General features: G+C 35.4%; 16 protein-coding genes. 15 read left to right on the top strand and 1 reads right to left on the bottom strand.

What is annotated here, in order from left to right:
* Positions 1 to 111 precede the first annotated feature (111 nt).
* The 15 genes from HM983_RS06475 to HM983_RS06405 all read left to right on the top strand — a co-directional run bounded on the left by HM983_RS06475 (position 112) and on the right by HM983_RS06405 (position 14,286).
* Positions 112 to 1,107, top strand: a complete 996-nt coding sequence (locus HM983_RS06475; RefSeq protein WP_179344574.1) for a beta-ketoacyl-ACP synthase III — start codon at positions 112 to 114, stop codon at positions 1,105 to 1,107.
* Between the two features lie 33 nt (positions 1,108 to 1,140).
* Positions 1,141 to 1,626, top strand: a complete 486-nt coding sequence (gene accB, locus HM983_RS06470; protein WP_179344573.1) for an acetyl-CoA carboxylase biotin carboxyl carrier protein — start codon at positions 1,141 to 1,143, stop codon at positions 1,624 to 1,626.
* Between the two features lie 91 nt (positions 1,627 to 1,717).
* Positions 1,718 to 3,070, top strand: a complete 1,353-nt coding sequence (accC, locus tag HM983_RS06465; RefSeq protein WP_179344572.1) for an acetyl-CoA carboxylase biotin carboxylase subunit — start codon at positions 1,718 to 1,720, stop codon at positions 3,068 to 3,070.
* Between the two features lie 37 nt (positions 3,071 to 3,107).
* A complete protein-coding gene (locus HM983_RS06460; RefSeq protein ID WP_179344571.1) occupies positions 3,108 to 4,241 on the top strand; it encodes an NAD(P)/FAD-dependent oxidoreductase in 1,134 nt (377 codons plus the stop codon).
* A 43-nt stretch (positions 4,242 to 4,284) separates the two neighbouring features.
* Positions 4,285 to 4,734 (top strand): 3-oxoacyl-ACP synthase, encoded by a 450-nt coding sequence (locus tag HM983_RS06455; RefSeq protein WP_179344570.1) that lies wholly within the window; start codon positions 4,285 to 4,287, stop codon positions 4,732 to 4,734.
* Between the two features lie 63 nt (positions 4,735 to 4,797).
* Positions 4,798 to 5,313: a YceI family protein gene (locus HM983_RS06450; protein ID WP_179344569.1), complete on the top strand. Its 516-nt coding sequence runs from the start codon at positions 4,798 to 4,800 to the stop codon at positions 5,311 to 5,313.
* Positions 5,314 to 6,444: an NAD(P)/FAD-dependent oxidoreductase gene (locus HM983_RS06445; protein WP_179344568.1), complete on the top strand. Its 1,131-nt coding sequence runs from the start codon at positions 5,314 to 5,316 to the stop codon at positions 6,442 to 6,444. It abuts the gene before it with no gap.
* A gap of 47 nt (positions 6,445 to 6,491) precedes the next feature.
* Positions 6,492 to 7,154, top strand: a complete 663-nt coding sequence (locus HM983_RS06440) for a methyltransferase domain-containing protein (protein WP_218841826.1) — start codon at positions 6,492 to 6,494, stop codon at positions 7,152 to 7,154.
* A complete protein-coding gene (locus tag HM983_RS06435; RefSeq protein ID WP_179344566.1) occupies positions 7,155 to 8,207 on the top strand; it encodes a type III polyketide synthase in 1,053 nt (350 codons plus the stop codon).
* 70 nt (positions 8,208 to 8,277) lie between these two features.
* Positions 8,278 to 9,072, top strand: a complete 795-nt coding sequence (locus HM983_RS06430) for an enoyl-ACP reductase FabI (protein WP_179344565.1) — start codon at positions 8,278 to 8,280, stop codon at positions 9,070 to 9,072.
* Between the two features lie 82 nt (positions 9,073 to 9,154).
* A complete protein-coding gene (locus HM983_RS06425) occupies positions 9,155 to 9,598 on the top strand; it encodes a 3-hydroxyacyl-ACP dehydratase FabZ family protein (RefSeq protein WP_179344564.1) in 444 nt (147 codons plus the stop codon).
* 117 nt (positions 9,599 to 9,715) lie between these two features.
* Entirely contained in the window at positions 9,716 to 10,990 is a 1,275-nt protein-coding gene (locus HM983_RS06420) for a beta-ketoacyl-[acyl-carrier-protein] synthase family protein (protein WP_179344563.1), read from the top strand.
* Between the two features lie 123 nt (positions 10,991 to 11,113).
* Positions 11,114 to 11,365, top strand: coding sequence for an acyl carrier protein (locus HM983_RS06415; RefSeq protein ID WP_179344562.1), 252 nt, complete (start codon positions 11,114 to 11,116; stop codon positions 11,363 to 11,365).
* Positions 11,365 to 11,961, top strand: coding sequence for a 4'-phosphopantetheinyl transferase family protein (locus tag HM983_RS06410; RefSeq protein ID WP_179344561.1), 597 nt, complete (start codon positions 11,365 to 11,367; stop codon positions 11,959 to 11,961). The genes HM983_RS06415 and HM983_RS06410 overlap by 1 nt, the downstream gene beginning before the upstream one ends.
* Before the next feature lie 72 nt (positions 11,962 to 12,033).
* Positions 12,034 to 14,286, top strand: a complete 2,253-nt coding sequence (locus HM983_RS06405) for an efflux RND transporter permease subunit (protein WP_179344560.1) — start codon at positions 12,034 to 12,036, stop codon at positions 14,284 to 14,286.
* 95 nt (positions 14,287 to 14,381) lie between these two features.
* On the opposite strand, the gene HM983_RS06400 is transcribed toward HM983_RS06405, so the two are convergent.
* On the bottom strand, positions 14,382 to 16,913 hold the full coding sequence (locus HM983_RS06400) for an alkaline phosphatase family protein (RefSeq protein ID WP_179344559.1): 2,532 nt from the start codon (positions 16,911 to 16,913) through the stop codon (positions 14,382 to 14,384).
* Between the last annotated feature and the right edge of the window lie 162 nt (positions 16,914 to 17,075).

Genomic DNA, 17,075 nt, shown 5'->3' with positions numbered 1-17,075 from the left:
AGTCAAAAACTGCTTAATTTGTAGAATTATTGCCCAAAAACGCAATAAATTGATTAGAACTGACCGATTTTTAGCAAAAAAATATACTTTTAATTAACCTAAAAGCTAATAATGAGTAAAATCACAGCAGCAATCACAGCTGTAGGAGGCTACGTTCCAGATTTTGTTTTATCAAACAAGGTGTTGGAAACTATGGTAGATACTAATGATGAGTGGATTACCACACGTACCGGAATTAAGGAACGTAGAATACTTAAGGAGGAAGGCAAGGGCACTTCATTTTTAGCCATAAAAGCGGCAGAAGACCTCATTCAAAAAACAGGTTTAGATCCTAAGGAAATCGAATTGGTCATCGTTTGTACAGCAACACCAGATATGAAAGCAGCTTCAACAGCAGCATATACAGCCACTCAGATTGGCGCGGTGAATGCATTTTCTTATGATCTGGAAGCCGCCTGTTCAAGTTTTTTGTTTGGTATGTCAACGGCTTCGGCTTATATAGAATCTGGTCGATATAAAAAAATACTTCTTATAGGAGCAGATAAAAACTCTTCATTTATCAATTACAAAGACAGGGCAACTTGCATTATATTTGGTGATGGAGCGGGAGCTGTGTTATTTGAGCCTAATGAACAAGGTTTAGGTCTTCAAGATGAATTATTAAGGAGTAATGGGGAGGGCAGAGAATTTTTGCAGGCTACTTATGGTGGGTCGTCATACCCAATAAACGAAAACACATTTAAAGAAGGCAAACACTACGTGTTTCAAGACGGAAAAACCGTATTTAAAAATGCTGTTTTTAATATGGCAGATGTTTCGGAGCGCATCATGCAAAAAAACAATTTAACTAACGCAGATATTTCATGGCTTGCGGCGCATCAAGCCAATAAACGTATTATTGATGCTACAGCAAATCGTATTAATTTAGAGGACTCTAAGGTGATGATGAATATCCAAAAATACGGAAACACAACATCAGCCACTTTACCATTACTTTTACATGATTACGAAGCACAATTAAAAAAAGGTGATAACATAATATTTGCCGCCTTTGGTGGTGGATTTACTTGGGGCTCAATTTATTTAAAATGGGCTTATAATTCTTAAAACAAAAACTAACTAACATAATATCTAAAAACTATGGATTTAAAAGAAATTCAGAACTTAATCAAATTTGTTGCTAAATCAGGAGCAAGCGAAGTTAAGTTAGAAATGGACGATGTTAAAATTACCATTAGAACAGGTTCGGAAAACGAAACTACATACGTACAACAAATACCAATGCAAGCTGCGCCAGCCATGCCACAGCAAACTGCGGCACCAGCAGCTAGTCCTGCAGCACCTTCAGCACCAGCAGCACCTGCCGCTGCTGCGGAAGATTCAAAATACATCACTATTAAATCACCAATAATAGGTACGTTTTATAGAAAGCCATCACCTGACAAACCTGTCTTTGTTGAGGTTGGTAAAGAAATCAAAGAAGGCGATGTACTTTGTGTTATCGAAGCGATGAAGCTATTTAACGAAATAGAATCAGAAGTTTCCGGCAAAATCGTCAAGGTATTGGTAGATGATTCTTCCCCAGTAGAATTTGATCAGCCATTATTTTTAGTTGACCCATCGTAAATTTTAAGTTTAGAAGTTTAAGTTTAACGTTTAAATCGATAGTATTTAAACATATAAACTACTAAACCATAAACTCTTAAACTCAAAAGATATGTTTAAAAAAATATTAATAGCCAATAGAGGGGAAATTGCACTGCGTGTAATCAGAACCTGTAAAGAAATGGGCATTAAGACCGTAGCGGTTTATTCAACGGCAGATGCCGACAGTCTTCATGTAAAGTTTGCAGACGAGGCCGTTTGTATTGGTCCACCAGCAAGTAGTCAATCTTATCTTAAAATTTCTAATATTATAGCTGCGGCAGAAATAACTAATGCAGACGCTATACATCCAGGTTATGGGTTCTTATCGGAAAACGCAAAGTTTTCAAAAATTTGTGAAGAACATGGTATTAAGTTTATCGGAGCTTCTGAAGAAATGATCGATAAAATGGGTGATAAGGCAAATGCTAAAGCAACCATGAAAGCTGCGGGAGTACCTTGTGTCCCAGGAAGTGATGGAATTATAGAAAATTTTGAAGATTGCCAAAAAATAGCAAAAGAAACAGGGTACCCTGTAATGCTTAAGGCATCTGCTGGAGGCGGTGGAAAAGGAATGCGAGCCGTTTGGAAGCCAGAAAACCTCCAGAATGCTTGGGAATCTGCAAGAGCAGAATCCAAGGCCGCTTTCGGAAATGATGATATGTATATGGAGAAGCTTATAGAAGAGCCTCGTCATATAGAAATACAGATTGTTGGTGATTCCCGAGGGAAGGCTTGTCATTTATCTGAGCGTGATTGCTCTATCCAAAGACGTCATCAAAAATTGACCGAAGAGGTGCCATCACCCTTCATGACAGACGAATTAAGAGAAAAAATGGGCAAAGCTGCCGTAAAAGCTGCTGAATACATTAAATATGAAGGAGCAGGTACAGTAGAGTTTTTAGTGGACAAACACCGAAACTTCTACTTTATGGAAATGAACACTCGTATCCAAGTAGAACACCCGATTACCGAACAAGTTATAGATTTCGATTTAATTCGTGAGCAAATTTTAGTCGCAGCAGGCGTGCCAATTTCGGGGAAAAATTATTTGCCACAATTACATTCCATCGAGTGTAGAATTAACGCTGAAGATCCATTTAACGACTTTAGACCTTCACCGGGAAGAATTACAACACTTCATGCACCTGGTGGTCACGGAGTCCGTTTAGATACGCATGTTTACGCAGGCTACAGTATTCCGCCAAATTACGATTCTATGATTGCGAAGCTAATTACAACAGCACAAACAAGGGAAGAGGCAATTAACAAAATGAAGCGTGCTTTAGATGAGTTTGTTATTGAGGGTATAAAAACCACAATTCCGTTTCATCGTCAATTAATGGAACACCCAGATTACTTGTCCGGAAATTACACCACCAAGTTTATGGAAGATTTTAAACTTAAAGAAGAAACTGAAGATTAATTAAAAAGCTCCTAATTTTAGGAGCTTTTTTTATACTATGAATTTATCCTATTGGGAAATAAAAACTTGGCTCACCAACATTGACTTTACTATTGTAGGTAGTGGTATTGTGGGCCTTAATTGTGCTCTTCAGCTAAAAAGCCGATTTCCAACAGCAAAGATTATCGTCTTAGAAAAAGGTGTGTTTCCACAAGGCGCAAGTACTAAAAATGCAGGTTTTGCTTGTTTTGGAAGTCTTAGTGAAATCATTGAAGATTTAAAAACACATTCTGAAAATGAAGTTTTAGAATTGATCAAAAAACGAATAAATGGATTAAATCTGCTCCGTAAAAATTTGGGAGATAAAGTCATAGATTATCAAAATTTAGGAGGTTACGAATTGTTCTTAAATTCCGAGGATGAACTGTATCAATCCTGCATTGAGCGAAAGGATAAAATCAATCAATTGCTAAAACCCGTTTTTAACGGCAATGTGTTTTCGATAAAACAGAATCTTTTCAACTTTCAAAATGTAAAATCAAATTTATGTTTCAATAAATTTGAAGGACAATTAGATACAGGGAAAATGATGAACGCTTTACTAAACAAAGCACAATCGTTAGGAATCAAAATTTTGAATAATTGTAATGTCCAAGAATTTTCAGATGATTCAAATGGTGTAAAAATCAAAACAAACACTGTTGATTTTTCAACCAATAAATTACTAGTAGCAACTAATGGTTTCGCTTCAAAATTATTGAACGAAAACGTAAAACCGGCCAGAGCACAAGTGCTTGTTACAAAACCAATAAAAAATTTAGAAATAAAAGGAACGTTTCATCTGGACAGAGGCTATTATTATTTTAGGGATATCGACAATAGAATTCTATTGGGAGGAGGCAGAAACCTCGATTTTATAACCGAAGAAACGACAGAATTCGGTACAACAAAAAAGATCCAAAATAAACTTGAAGAACTTTTAAAAACAACAATTTTACCGCACACAAATTTTGAAATAGATCATAGTTGGTCTGGCATCATGGGAATTGGTAACCGGAAAAAAGCTATTGTAAAACAACTAAGCAATAATGTATATTGCGGAGTCCGTTTAGGCGGTATGGGTATTGCCATAGGCAGTTTGGTTGGTAAAGAATTAGCAGACCTTATTTCTAAGAAAGCAGGAATCTCATAATTAATTGAAAGAAACCTTGGTTTAGGAACAGAATTTATAAAAAATGACCACCAAACAACATCTCAAAACCAAATGCCAAGCATTTCTAAGTCAACGTTTAGTAATCATCCAGAAAGCTATTAATGACATTCAAAACTCATTACAATCCGAAACCAAAAGCAGTGCTGGAGACAAGCATGAAACTGGCCGTGCCATGTTGCAACTAGAAAGAGAAAAAGCAGGACAACAGCTAGCCGAAATTGAAACACAACAACAAATTCTCAATAAAATAAAGCCCGAATCCAAGCATCAGAAAATCACTTTGGGCAGTATTGTAAAAACGACTAATGTAAATTATTTTATAGCTATAAGTGCTGGAGAAATTACTTTAGAAGATTCGAAATACTTTGCGATTTCGTCAGCGACACCCATCGCTAGGTTGCTTATCTCAAAAGAAACTGGTGAGACCATAAAATTTAGGGAAACCCAATTCACCATTTTAGAAATTCATTAGAAAACGTTAAACCGTCCAAAAATTTCACTTTTAGATTGTATCTTAACAAATTAATTTTAGGAAGTGAAATTACGTTATACCTTAATTTTTGCAATCTGTTTTAGTGCTTTTGCTTTTTCGCAAAATCAATCTAGTATAGATTTTATAATAAGAAATTTGGGTGTAAATGTTGACGGTCATTTTGAAACTTTTGACATTAATGCCGAATTCGATTCCAGTCAAAATCTAAAGAAAATAACAGGAACCATCCAGGTAAAATCAATTGAAACAGGTATTGAAAGTCGTGACGAACATCTTTTGGAAGAAGACTATTTTCATGCAGAAAAGCATAAAACCATAACACTAAAAAGTCGCGCAATCACCAAAAAATCCAATGGTAACTATATCGTTAAATCAAATCTAACCATAAAAGGAAAAACAAAAAAAATTACAATTCCGGTTAAAATTGAAAAACAAAACGGTCAATACAAAATAATCTCAAATTTTGAAATCAATCGAAAAGATTTTAATGTAGGTGGAAGTAGTTTCATAATGAGCAAAACGGCAAGAATAAACGTGGTGCACTATCAAAATTTGTAAATGGAGGCACAGAATTTTGATGTTATTATTATTGGTGGTGGTTTGGCCGGATTGTGTAGTGCAATCCACTTATCTCAATCTAGCTTTAAAGTTCTTTTAATTGAAAAAAATGAGTATCCCAAGCACAAGGTTTGTGGAGAATATGTTTCAAATGAAGTTTTACCATATTTAGATTTTTTAGGCTTTGACCCACTTGAATTCGGAGCAAAAAGCATTTCAAATTTTGAATTAACCACACTTAATAACAAAAAAATTAAAGCCAAATTACCGCTCGGAGGTTTCGGGATGAGCCGTTACGAAATGGATTTTCAACTCTACAAATTGGCAATTTCAAAAGGTGTTGAGGTGCTTAAAGATTCTGTAATTGATGTAAATTTTGAAGCTGATAATTTTAAGGTTGAAACAAAATCAAATAAAAAATTCCAATCAAAAATCGTGATTGGAGCATTCGGGAAACGGTCTAATTTAGATGTTCAATTCAATCGAAAATTTATTAAAAAAAAATCGCCCTATTTAGGAGTTAAAATACATGTTTCAGGCAAATTTCCTGAGGATAAAGTTGCGCTTCATAACTTTAAAGGAGGATATTGTGGTGTTTCAAAAGTTGAAAACAACCACATCAATTTATGCTATATTACAGATTTTGAATCATTTAAAAAGTATAAGGATATTGAATCTTTTCAGGAAGAAGTAGTGTTCAAAAATTCAACATTAAAAGAGATTTTCAATAATTCTGAAATTCAATTTGAAAATCCTTTGACGATCAGCCAGATTTCGTTTGAAACTAAACAGCCAATAGAAAACCACATTATAATGTGTGGTGATTCTGCAGGAATGATTCATCCCTTGTGTGGCAATGGAATGGGAATGGCAATAAGAAGTGCACAATTAGCATCAGAGCTGATTATTGATTATCTTCAAGGAAAAATTGAATCCAGGGAAAAATTGGAGAAATATTATGCCAAACGCTGGCAACAGACATTCAGTTTTAGACTAAAAATTGGCCACACAATTGCGTATTTGTTTAGGCAAAATTGGTTAGCTCCAAAACTATTGATTATGTTGAGGTGGTTTCCGTTTTTAGTTCCTTTAATCATTAAAACGACCCATGGTAAACCTATGAAAGCGTAGTGAATTTATTTATAAACACTAAATATCGAAGTAATAAAACTGAGCTCATGGACGATTTTTCCCTGAAAGGGGAATTGTTACGTGATACTTTGGATAAACTCGGCAATATCAATAAATGGTTAGGGGGAAACCGTGTGACTTTAGATGGCATTATGCAGCTTTTAAAAAACCAGCCAAAAAATAAAACCTATACCATTATAGATTTGGGCTGTGGACACGGAGACATCCTAAGGCAGGTCGCAAAATATGGTCGTAAACATCAATATAGTTTTAGATTAATAGGGATCGATGCCAACCAAGATGCAATTGCTTATGCCTCGGAACTATCTTCTGAATATCCCAATATAAGTTTTAAAAGTATTGATATTTTTTCGGGCCAATTTGAAACCTTGAATTTTGACATTGCACTTACAACGCTTTTTCTACATCATTTTAAAGAAGAGGAAATAAAGACATTACTAAAAAAATTATATACAAATACTAATATTGGATTGGTTATAAACGACTTACAAAGGAGTAAAGTGGCTTACGGACTCTTTAAATTATTAGGTTTAGTGATAACTAACCAAATGATAAAACAAGATGGATTAACGTCTATTCTTCGTGCTTTTAAGAGAGAAGAATTAGAAGAAATATCACAACAATTACACCTCAAATCACAAATCCGCTGGAAATGGGCATTTCGTTACCAATGGTTAATTAAAAAATAAATGGCAGTTAGAATTACATCAGTTGCAAAACAATTACCAAAATATACCAGAGAGACCAAAGACATTTTACCCTTTGTGGAACTATGGTTAAATGGAAAAGAAGAACGTTTTAAAAGAAAAGTCTTAAAGATTTTTGAAAATGCAGCAGTAGACAAACGCTATTCCATAATGGATGCCGAAGAGGTTTTCAACAAAACGTCTTTTGAGGAAAAAAACGATATCTACACAAGAGAGGCGATAATATTAGCAGAGAAAAGTTTGCTTAAAGCATTGAAAAAAGCCCAATTAAAACCTACTGACATTGATTATATAATTACGGTGAGTTGCACTGGCGTTATGATTCCGTCGTTAGATGCTTATCTTATTAATAATCTTGAAATGAAACAAGACATTGTGCGTCTCCCAGTAACCGAGATGGGTTGTGCAGCAGGAGTTTCAGGAATTATATATGCCAAGAATTTTCTAAAAGCCAACCCGAATAAACGAGCAGCTGTAGTTGCTGTAGAATCTCCAACTGCAACCTTTCAGCTAGATGATTATTCTATGGTAAACATTGTGAGCGCAGCCATTTTTGGAGATGGTTGTGCGAGTGTGATTTTATCATCTTATGAAGAGGAAAAAGGCCCAGAAATAAAAGACGAAGCCATGTACCATTTCTTTGATGCCGAACACATGATGGGTTTTAAGCTGAAAAATTCCGGACTACAAATGGTGTTAGACCAATCGGTACCACAAACCATTGCAGACCATTTCCCAAAAATAATTCATCCGTTTTTAGAACGAAATAATCTCACCATTGAAGACGTAGACCATTTGGTGTTTCATCCTGGTGGAAAAAAAATAGTACAGACTGTTGAAGATTTATTCGGAGACTTGGGCAAGAATATAGACGACACTAAGGAGGTTTTACGATTATATGGCAATATGAGTAGCGCAACAGTACTTTACGTGTTAGAGCGATTTATGGACAGGGATTTACCAAAAGGAGATAAAGGCATCATGCTCAGTTTTGGACCCGGATTTTCAGCACAAAGGATTTTGTTAGAGTGGTGACATAATTTTATTCGTCATGCTGTCCCGATAGCTATCCGGATTGTTGCAGCATCTCATTATTATTAAAAATATGAAAGAATTCAAAAACAAAAATTATTGGGCACTCATTTTGGGAGGCAGTAGTGGCTTAGGCTTGGCAACAGCAAAAAAGCTCGCGAAACACGGTATGAATATCTGTATAGTTCACAGAAATTCGAGATTGCAGGAAGACGAAATTCAGGCAGAATTTGAAACTATAAAAAATGAAGGAGTAAAGTTTAAATCCTTTAATATAGATGCTTTTAAAGTCGAAAAACGAAATGAAGTTATTGAAGAATTAAAAGAAATATTTGGAGGAAATGGTAAGATCAGAACTCTAGTTCACAGCGTAGCAAAAGGCAATTTAAAACCTATGGTTTCAAACGAAAAACCAGAATTAAAAAATGATGATTTCAATTTAACCATAAATGCTATGGCAATAAGTCTTTATGATTGGACAAAAACTATTTTTGAAGCGGATCTGTTTTCAGAAGATTCCAGAATCATAAGTTTTACAAGCGAAGGCAATACTAAAGCTTGGCCAAATTATGCTGCAGTTTCAGCAGCCAAAGTCACGCTCGAAGCTATCACGAGAAATGTCGCACTTGAGTTTGCACCATACGGAATTAAAGCCAATTGCATACAGGCTGGCGTTACAGATACATCATCATTACGGATGATTCCTGGAAGCGATAAAATAATTGAGCATACTTTAAAACGAAATCCCAATAAGAAATTAACGCAACCAAAAGATGTGGCAAATGCCGTATATTTATTAAGTAAAGACGAAGCGTCTTGGATTACGGGAACAGTGATCCCAGTAGATGGAGGGGAGCATTTAAGTTGAATCTGACAAAAGACCTAGCAGGTTTTAAAAACCTAGCAGGTCTATAACAAAAAGAAGATTCCCGTTCGCAGGAATTACAAACATGAAGAAAGTAGACATCATAAACCTTTTACCCTATCAAAATCCATTTCTATTTGTCGATGGCATAGATGAAATTTCAGAAGAAAAGATCAAAGGCCACTACACCTTTAAAAGCGACGAAACGTTTTACAAAGGTCATTTTAAGGACAATCCCATAACGCCTGGCGTTATATTAACGGAATGCATGGCGCAAATCGGATTAGTTTGTCTAGGAATATTTTTAATGAGAAATGAATTAGATGATAGCACAAACCCACAAATAGCATTGACGTCACATCAAATGGATTTTTATTTGCCGGTTTTGCCTAATGAAAAAGTAACTGTCATTTCAGAAAAAGAAGTATTTCGATTTAATAAATTGAAGTGTAATGTAAAGATGATTAATGAAAAAGAGCAATTGGTTGCACGTGGAAAAATTTCGGGCATGATACACATTCCTGCGTAGGCAGGAATCTCATAATCGCAAAGCGATGAACACAATGACTAAAATATCCCGCGAGATTTTCAATACCTTGTAGGTATAAGTTAATTAAAAAGATTCCCGTTTTCACGGGAAGTAGACATGAAAAAAAGAGTAGTCATAACAGGTTTGGGAGTGGTAGCACCAAATGGGGTCGGAGTCACAGAATTTACAGATGCTCTAAAAAGTGGAAGATCAGGAATTACATTCCACCAAAAACTAAAAGACCTCAATTTTTCTTGCCAAATCGGAGGCGTTCCCAATATTTCAGACGAATTAAAATCAAAATACTTTACCAATTTACAACAGAGAGGATTTAATAGTTCGGGAATTTTATATGGCTGTATAGCAGGAGTAGATGCATGGAAAGATGCTGGTTTTGAAAAAAACGAAGCTAGTGAATTGGATTATGAAACAGGATTAATTTTTGGCACAGGAACCTCCGGAATTGAGAAATTTCGTGAAGCCATTTACGGAGTCGATGAAGGCAATGTGCGCCGATTGGGAAGCACAGTTGTACTACAAACTATGGCAAGTGGAGTAAGTGCATATTTAAGTGGAATGTTAGGTTTGGGCAACCAGGTTACAACAAATTCTTCAGCTTGCACAACAGGAACAGAAGCACTTTTAATGGGTTTTGACCGTATTCAAAATGGAAAAGCCAAACGCATGTTAGTGGGCAGTTGCAGTGATGACGGACCATATATTTGGGGCGGATTTGATGCCATGCGCGTAATGACCTACAAACACAACAATAACCCAGAGCAAGGATCAAGATCAATGAGCGCTTCAGCTTCAGGTTTTGTACCAGGAAGTGGAGCAGGTGCTATGGTTTTGGAATCTCTAGAAAGCGCCTTAGAACGCGGAGCAACAATTCATGCTGAGGTTTTGGGAGGAGAAATCAATTCTGGAGGTCAGCGGCAAGGAGGAACTTTAACAGCACCAAACCCAAAAGCAGTTCAACGATGTATTATAAAAGCGATTGAAAATTCAGGAATAAATGCTAATGATGTTGAGGTGATCAATGGTCATCTAACCGCAACGTCAAAAGACAGTCTTGAAATTGAAAACTGGACAAAAGCGTTAAACAGAAACGGTAATGATTTTCCGTATATCAATTCTACTAAATCAATGATTGGCCATTGTTTGGCTGCTGCTGGAACAATCGAATGTGTGGCGAGCATAATTCAACTCAAAGAACAATTTATTGCACCAAACATCAACTGTGAAGATTTGCATCCAGAAATTGAAGAACTTATCGATTCCGAAAAAATTCCGACAGAAAAACTTGATATGAACTTTGATATCATGGCAAAAGCGAGTTTTGGATTTGGCGATGTTAATGCTTGTGTGGTGTTTAAAAGACTTCAAGTTTAATTCACTATCAGTTCGAGCGTAGTCGAGAACGTCATAAAAACCTCTCGACTACGCTCGAGAAGACAGAAAGGATTATTTGATGTGTCTTATTAATAGCTTAACTTTACGATACAAAAACATGCTATGACCAAAGAAGAATTAATCCCTAAATTAAAAAACATAATTGCGCCATACGTTCAAGACGAAGAAGCCTTTAAAAACCTAAATGAAGACACTGATTTTGTTAAGGATTTAAAAATAAATTCAGCAAATCTGGTGGACATCATATTAGATATCGAAGATGAATTTGACATAAGGTTGGAAAACGAAGACATGGAACAAATGCTCGATGTGAAATCGGCTATGGAAATTATAAATTCCAAACTGGAAAGCTAATGGTTGGCAATGATATTGTTGATTTAGCTGAAGCAAAACGAGCGTCCAATTGGCAACGACCTCGCTTTTTAGAAAAATTGTTTACGCCAAATGAGCAACAATACATTCAAAATTCTGATAATCCGTTTTTAACAGTGTGGCAATTGTGGTCCATGAAAGAAGCTACATATAAACTTTACACACAATTAAACCCGAGCCGATTTTACAATCCAAAATCTTTTGAATGTTCATTTCAAAATGAAAACCAAAAAGTACGTTTCAAAGATTTTGAATTTTTCGTACAATCAAGAATAACTTCAAAATATATAATTTCTGAAGCACGGTTGAACCCTTTCAAAATGAATTCTGAAGTCATTCCATTTAATGTAAAAGATTACAAATCGCAAAGTGGTGAAACCAAAGCGGCTTTGATGGAACGTATTTCAAAAACATATCAGGTTCCTATTTCAAAATTAAAATTTCAGAAATCAGAGTTTGGGATTCCAAGTGTTAGTTTTGATTCGGATAAAATTAACGTGAGCATTAGTCATCATGGTATTTTTGGTGCTTATGCTTTTGAGAGTACTGTCATTCCTGCGAAGGCAGGAATCTCATGACTGTAAACTATAATAAAATGGATTCTCGCCGTAGTTTATCTTGAGCATAGTCGAAAGGCAGAAATGACAAAAATGAGGAAACTTCAAAACATCATATCAACCATAATCAAATTTAGAATAGCAATTATTGCCGTTCTCGCAATTTTGATGATTGTGTCAGCATATCAAACCATCAATAAACTCAACGTAGACAATTCATTGGGAATTTGGTTTTTAGAAGATGACCCAAGTTATAAAGCTTATATAGATTTTCAAGAAAATTTTGGTTCGGACGAAATCTTTATTGCCATGCTTCCTGTTGAAAATGCCATTGGTGAAACCGAAATAAATACCTTAAAAAATCTTCATAAGGACTTTGAGAATTTACCTTACGTTAAAACGACGTTTAGTTTGGCAAAAGCCAAATATCCTATTTATGCTAACAGTAAAATCAATTTTGATGACCTCTACAATTCAAAAAGAAGTGAAAAGGGCTTAAAAAGCCTATTTTCAAAACTGCCGAATATTACTTCACAATTGGTGACCAAAGATTATAAAAACCAATTCTTTTACATTCAATTAAATCCAACACCGACGATTGAAGCAAAGCGGAAGGATATCGCTGGAGAAATACGCACAATCTTAGACAAGGAATTTTCAAATTATTATTTAACCGGTCCGCCAGTTTTAAACGAAGCGTACAGTAAAGGCATTTATAAAGAGAGCCTAACTTTTGGTGTTTTAACCGTTTTGGTAATCACAATTTTACTCTTGTTTATGTTGCCGAGTAAGCGGTATTTAATTATTTCGCTGTTATCGGTAGCTGTACCGATAACCTTGTTGTTTGGACTTATTACATCATTGGGCTTTGCGCTGAACATGATTTCTATGCTCATCCCGACCATATTAATGGTTTACAGTGTTAGTGATGCGGTGCATATCATTAACATTTATCATAAAGAAGGGATTTTAAATCAATCTTTGAACAAAATTGATCTGTTGACCATTGCCATTCGAAAAAGTCTTACACCTTGTTTTTACACTACGTTGACCACATTTGTGGGTTATTTTGCGCTGTATTTGTCACCTTTACCAGCGTTTAAGAATATGGGAGTTTTTACGTGTATTGGCCTATTGCTAAGTTTTATTTTGGTATATGTTATTACGATCATTGGCTTCAGTTTTATGACCCATAATTTTGAAAAGGCCAAACCGCTTTTAAGCCTCAAGAAGTGGAATCAAAATGCATTCATTAATTGGATTAATATTGTGACCTCCCAATATAAAACGACCATAATTGTGGGCTTTTCGGCAGTGCTTTTATTTGGGATTTATTCCATTTTTCAAGTTAAGGTTGATACCAATTCCCGTAATCTTTTGGCTGAAGGAAAAGCAAAACAAGATTTAAGAACCGTTGAAGTTGAACTTGGTGGAAGTAACCGTTTACAGCTCAATATTTCTACAGCAAATGGTGATGCTATACTGAATAAAGATGCCATAAAACAGCTTGAAGATTTTCAAAACAAATTGGAAGAAAACCCTTTAATTGCGAGTCCTGTTTCTGTAATTACCATAAAATCGTTTTTAGAAAAGCGAACTCCAGTTTTATTTCAGTCCAACATTTCTGAAGCAAAATTAAAAAACACCTTGGCCGAAGTTGATAGTAATGATAACAGTTTTTTTAAGCTGTTTTCTGAAGATTTATCAACCGCAGGCTTCACGTTGACGTTGGGCGAAATGAAAACTTCTGAACTAGAAAAAGTGTTGGAGGATATTGAACAAGATTTTAATGCCACTTTTAATACTGAAAACTACAAGCTGAAGATCAACGGCTTTGCGGTTGTATTTGCACAGCTCAATAATTTTATTTTGGAAACCCAATTCAAATCGTTTTTTGCAGCTTTTTTTGTGGCATTTCTTTGCCTATGGATTTTTATAAAAAGCTTAAGAACAACACTCCTAGTCCTTATTCCAAATTTACTGCCGCTTGCCGTCTTAGCTATTTTTATGAGTTTGTTAGATATTCCGCTTGATGTGACCACGGCAATGATAACACCAATTATGTTGGGTATAGCTATGGACGATACCATTCATTTGGTACATAAATACAGACGAAGCAAAAACATAAAAGGCTCACCAAAAGAACGCATGGATAATGCGATGAATTATACGGGAAGCGCATTGATTTCTACAACAATCGCATTGGTTGGTGGGTTTTTAATTATCGCCTCAAGCGCAACGCCATCCGTTAAGGATTTTGGTTTGCTTTGTGCTGTGACCGTTGCTATTGCTTTAATAACGGATATATTTTATTTACCTGCTTTGCTTAAGAAATTTGACAAATAGAAAAACTATCAAATACTCCAAAAATCCGTTAGTTCTGTAAGATTTTATGCTCTGTGGTTAAAAGGTTTAAAACTTCAGCCTATTATTAAAATGGATTATACTCTGTTTCTATATAAAGATTTATCAACACATTTAATTGCCTCAGAAGTGTTTAATTTTAAACCAATAAAATTTTCTATAGTTTCTAAACATTGCTTTGGAGAATTTATAACGTCAAGATAGTTTAATTGTATTAGCTCAACTCCGGGTTGGTTATGATTCCAATTATCAACAGATTTGATTAATTTTTTGTAATTATTTATCAATTGTGTAGGATAGGATTCTGGATCCTTACCGACCATCTTCTGTTGAGAAGCAACAACCTGACCTAAATCTCTTGTCATAAAAATAACTTTATAACGATATTGCAAATCCAAGTGTTTAAGAAGAGGCGCAACCACTTTGACCACGTGGTCTTGAGCATGTGTTAACCAACCATTATCTTTATGAATACTCATTACAGGCTCGTATTCATAAAAGCCTTTAGGATTAGATTCATTAGCTTTACGCTTACCATCAGTTAAAATGTCCAATCCTGCCTTATCGAGCATTTGCATCATTAATGAAGTGCCTGACCTTGGTAGGCCGGATACTATTACAATTTGATTTTTATAATACAAATAGCTTAAATTCCCTTGTTTGTTTTCTGTTTTTAAAAGCTTATTACTTATATTTTCTTTGGCAATTTCAGCTAACCTAAAGGTTTTCGGTTTTAGTGCTGATGCGGTTTCGAACGCTATTTTGGCATTTTTCAAGTCTCCAAGTTTTTCGAGCGCTTTTCCCAACACATAATGAGCATCAGGAAAATACTTTACCAATTCAATGGCTGTTAGGGCGTGCTCGGCAGACTCCTCATATTCTTTGGTTTGATAATATATTTCAGCCATAAGGCGTTGATATTTAGCTTTGTCTGGTTCTATTTCAATTGCATTTTCTAAATATCCTTTAGCCTCTTCGTAATTACCCAACAAGGCATTTAAATTACCCAGTCTAAAGAAATATTCTGAGCTATTTCTCCTCGTAAGCTTTATGTTTTTTAATACTTCTATGGCTTTTTTATAAAACCCTTGTCCCGTTAGTATCTCACTTTCAATAAAATTGTAGTTAAAGTTTATAGTTGTTTCCTGTTTTTTAAGCTGGTTCAAATACTTTTCCGCTTCATCATAAGATTTGGTTGCAATACAAATCGCTATTAGGTCAGACAGATATGGTGCTATATCGATAGGCTCTTTTTCCGTAATTAGCTCGAGTAAAATGTTTTTAGCCTTGGCAAAATCTTTTTTACCTGAAAACACACTGGCTAAATTTTGTTTTAAATCACACTTGGTTTTTTTTATGGCGACCTCTTTTTTCTCATCTGGCCGATCTATGTAGCCCAGCTCAATAAGTTGTTCCATGGCCTCTTGATCATCATATCGATCGACCTTTTCCTTTTCTGATTCGCCAAAATCACCATCTAAGTCATCCCAACTCTTTATATATTTAGGTTTTCTGGGTTCTGTGAATATGTCCAGCGCTACTTTGCCATCCATATCCTTGCCTATAGGTAAATTAAAATGGTGCAATATAGTAGGGGCAATATCTATAAGCCCTAGTCCAAAAACTTTTTCTTTCTTTTTAATATGAGGCCCTTTTGCCACAAATATTCCGAATTGGCGATGCTCAAGAGCTGGAGCAGCATTAAGTTTAGGCATTTTTAAAATACGATTTATGCCAGCTTCATACCCGTGGTCGGACATAATGATCACGGTCGTATCATCATCTATTAACTCTAATGTGCGGCCCAACATCATATCTTGAAACCTATAAGCTCCGTTTATACAATCTTTATAAATCTCGTAACGTTCCTCTGGTACACCAGGCAATAGAGGCGGGTGAAATTTCATAAAAGCATGACAAAAATGATCTATATAATCGTGATAAATTGCCATAAAATCCCAATCCGTCTCTCGTTGTAAGTATGTGGATGCATTATGAAGTGAAACGGTCTGGGCCATCATTTTAGCAAAAGCACTTAAGCCATTGTCTTTTTCTTGGTCTACTTTGGCAGCCTGTGGAATAAAAGGCAGGATATGTTCACTTGTAATCTCGTGAGGAAACATTCTTAAATTCTTGAGTTTTGAAACCATTTCCTTTGGATGTATGCAACCCTCAATTATTGGTGATGGTTTTTTAGGGTCTTTGCTCACTTTTTGGAACTTATCTGAAACAACAACACCATTTATAGGTTCGGCAGGAAAACTAGGCCACCAGCCAACCAGATTACTCTTAAGTCCTTGATTATGAAAAATGTTCCATAATGCTCTAGTCGTCCTTGAGTTGGTAGTAACTGGCCGTATACCTTGCATGTCTGGCATTAGCTCAATAAACCCTTGTACACCATGTTTGTCTGGAGTTTTTCCAGTTGCGACACTTGTCCAAAGCATTGGTGAAAACGGTGGATTCATAGTGCTCATGTTACCATAAACGCCATCATCTATTATAGATTTTAAAGCAGGCATATGACCTTTTGCAATAAGTGGCCCAATTAATTTCCAGTCTGCAGCATCCCAACCTATTAGTAAAAGCTTATTTTTATTTTGGCTCATTCTTTTTATATTCTTTTTTAACTTTTCTCCACATTTTAAATGCAATATCACCATAAGCTAACAGTCCTAAGGAGCTGCTTAAGGGAAAATTATCTAATGTAAAAGACGGTTTTTTAAGGTTTTTTTTACTTTTCACGTGTAAATACTTGTTTTTAAGAGATT

It is taken from the genome of Winogradskyella ursingii (genome assembly GCF_013403975.1).
GTDB classification, from domain to species: domain Bacteria; phylum Bacteroidota; class Bacteroidia; order Flavobacteriales; family Flavobacteriaceae; genus Winogradskyella; species Winogradskyella ursingii.
Note: the sequence above shows the minus strand (reverse complement) of the source record. Positions and strands in the feature narration are given on the sequence as shown.

Bases quoted from the DNA above. Each gene is read 5' to 3' on its own strand.
- HM983_RS06475 (WP_179344574.1), top strand. From the start codon at position 112: ATGAGTAAAATCACAGCAGCAATCACAGCTGTAGGAGGCTACGTTCCA.
- accB (WP_179344573.1), top strand. From the start codon at position 1,141: ATGGATTTAAAAGAAATTCAGAACTTAATCAAATTTGTTGCTAAATCA.
- accC (WP_179344572.1), top strand. From the start codon at position 1,718: ATGTTTAAAAAAATATTAATAGCCAATAGAGGGGAAATTGCACTGCGT.
- HM983_RS06460 (WP_179344571.1), top strand. From the start codon at position 3,108: ATGAATTTATCCTATTGGGAAATAAAAACTTGGCTCACCAACATTGAC.
- HM983_RS06455 (WP_179344570.1), top strand. From the start codon at position 4,285: ATGACCACCAAACAACATCTCAAAACCAAATGCCAAGCATTTCTAAGT.
- HM983_RS06445 (WP_179344568.1), top strand. From the start codon at position 5,314: ATGGAGGCACAGAATTTTGATGTTATTATTATTGGTGGTGGTTTGGCC.
- HM983_RS06440 (WP_218841826.1), top strand. From the start codon at position 6,492: ATGGACGATTTTTCCCTGAAAGGGGAATTGTTACGTGATACTTTGGAT.
- HM983_RS06435 (WP_179344566.1), top strand. From the start codon at position 7,155: ATGGCAGTTAGAATTACATCAGTTGCAAAACAATTACCAAAATATACC.
- HM983_RS06430 (WP_179344565.1), top strand. From the start codon at position 8,278: ATGAAAGAATTCAAAAACAAAAATTATTGGGCACTCATTTTGGGAGGC.
- HM983_RS06425 (WP_179344564.1), top strand. From the start codon at position 9,155: ATGAAGAAAGTAGACATCATAAACCTTTTACCCTATCAAAATCCATTT.
- HM983_RS06420 (WP_179344563.1), top strand. From the start codon at position 9,716: ATGAAAAAAAGAGTAGTCATAACAGGTTTGGGAGTGGTAGCACCAAAT.
- HM983_RS06415 (WP_179344562.1), top strand. From the start codon at position 11,114: ATGACCAAAGAAGAATTAATCCCTAAATTAAAAAACATAATTGCGCCA.
- HM983_RS06410 (WP_179344561.1), top strand. From the start codon at position 11,365: ATGGTTGGCAATGATATTGTTGATTTAGCTGAAGCAAAACGAGCGTCC.
- HM983_RS06405 (WP_179344560.1), top strand. From the start codon at position 12,034: ATGAGGAAACTTCAAAACATCATATCAACCATAATCAAATTTAGAATA.
- HM983_RS06400 (WP_179344559.1), bottom strand. From the start codon at position 16,913: ATGAGCCAAAATAAAAATAAGCTTTTACTAATAGGTTGGGATGCTGCA.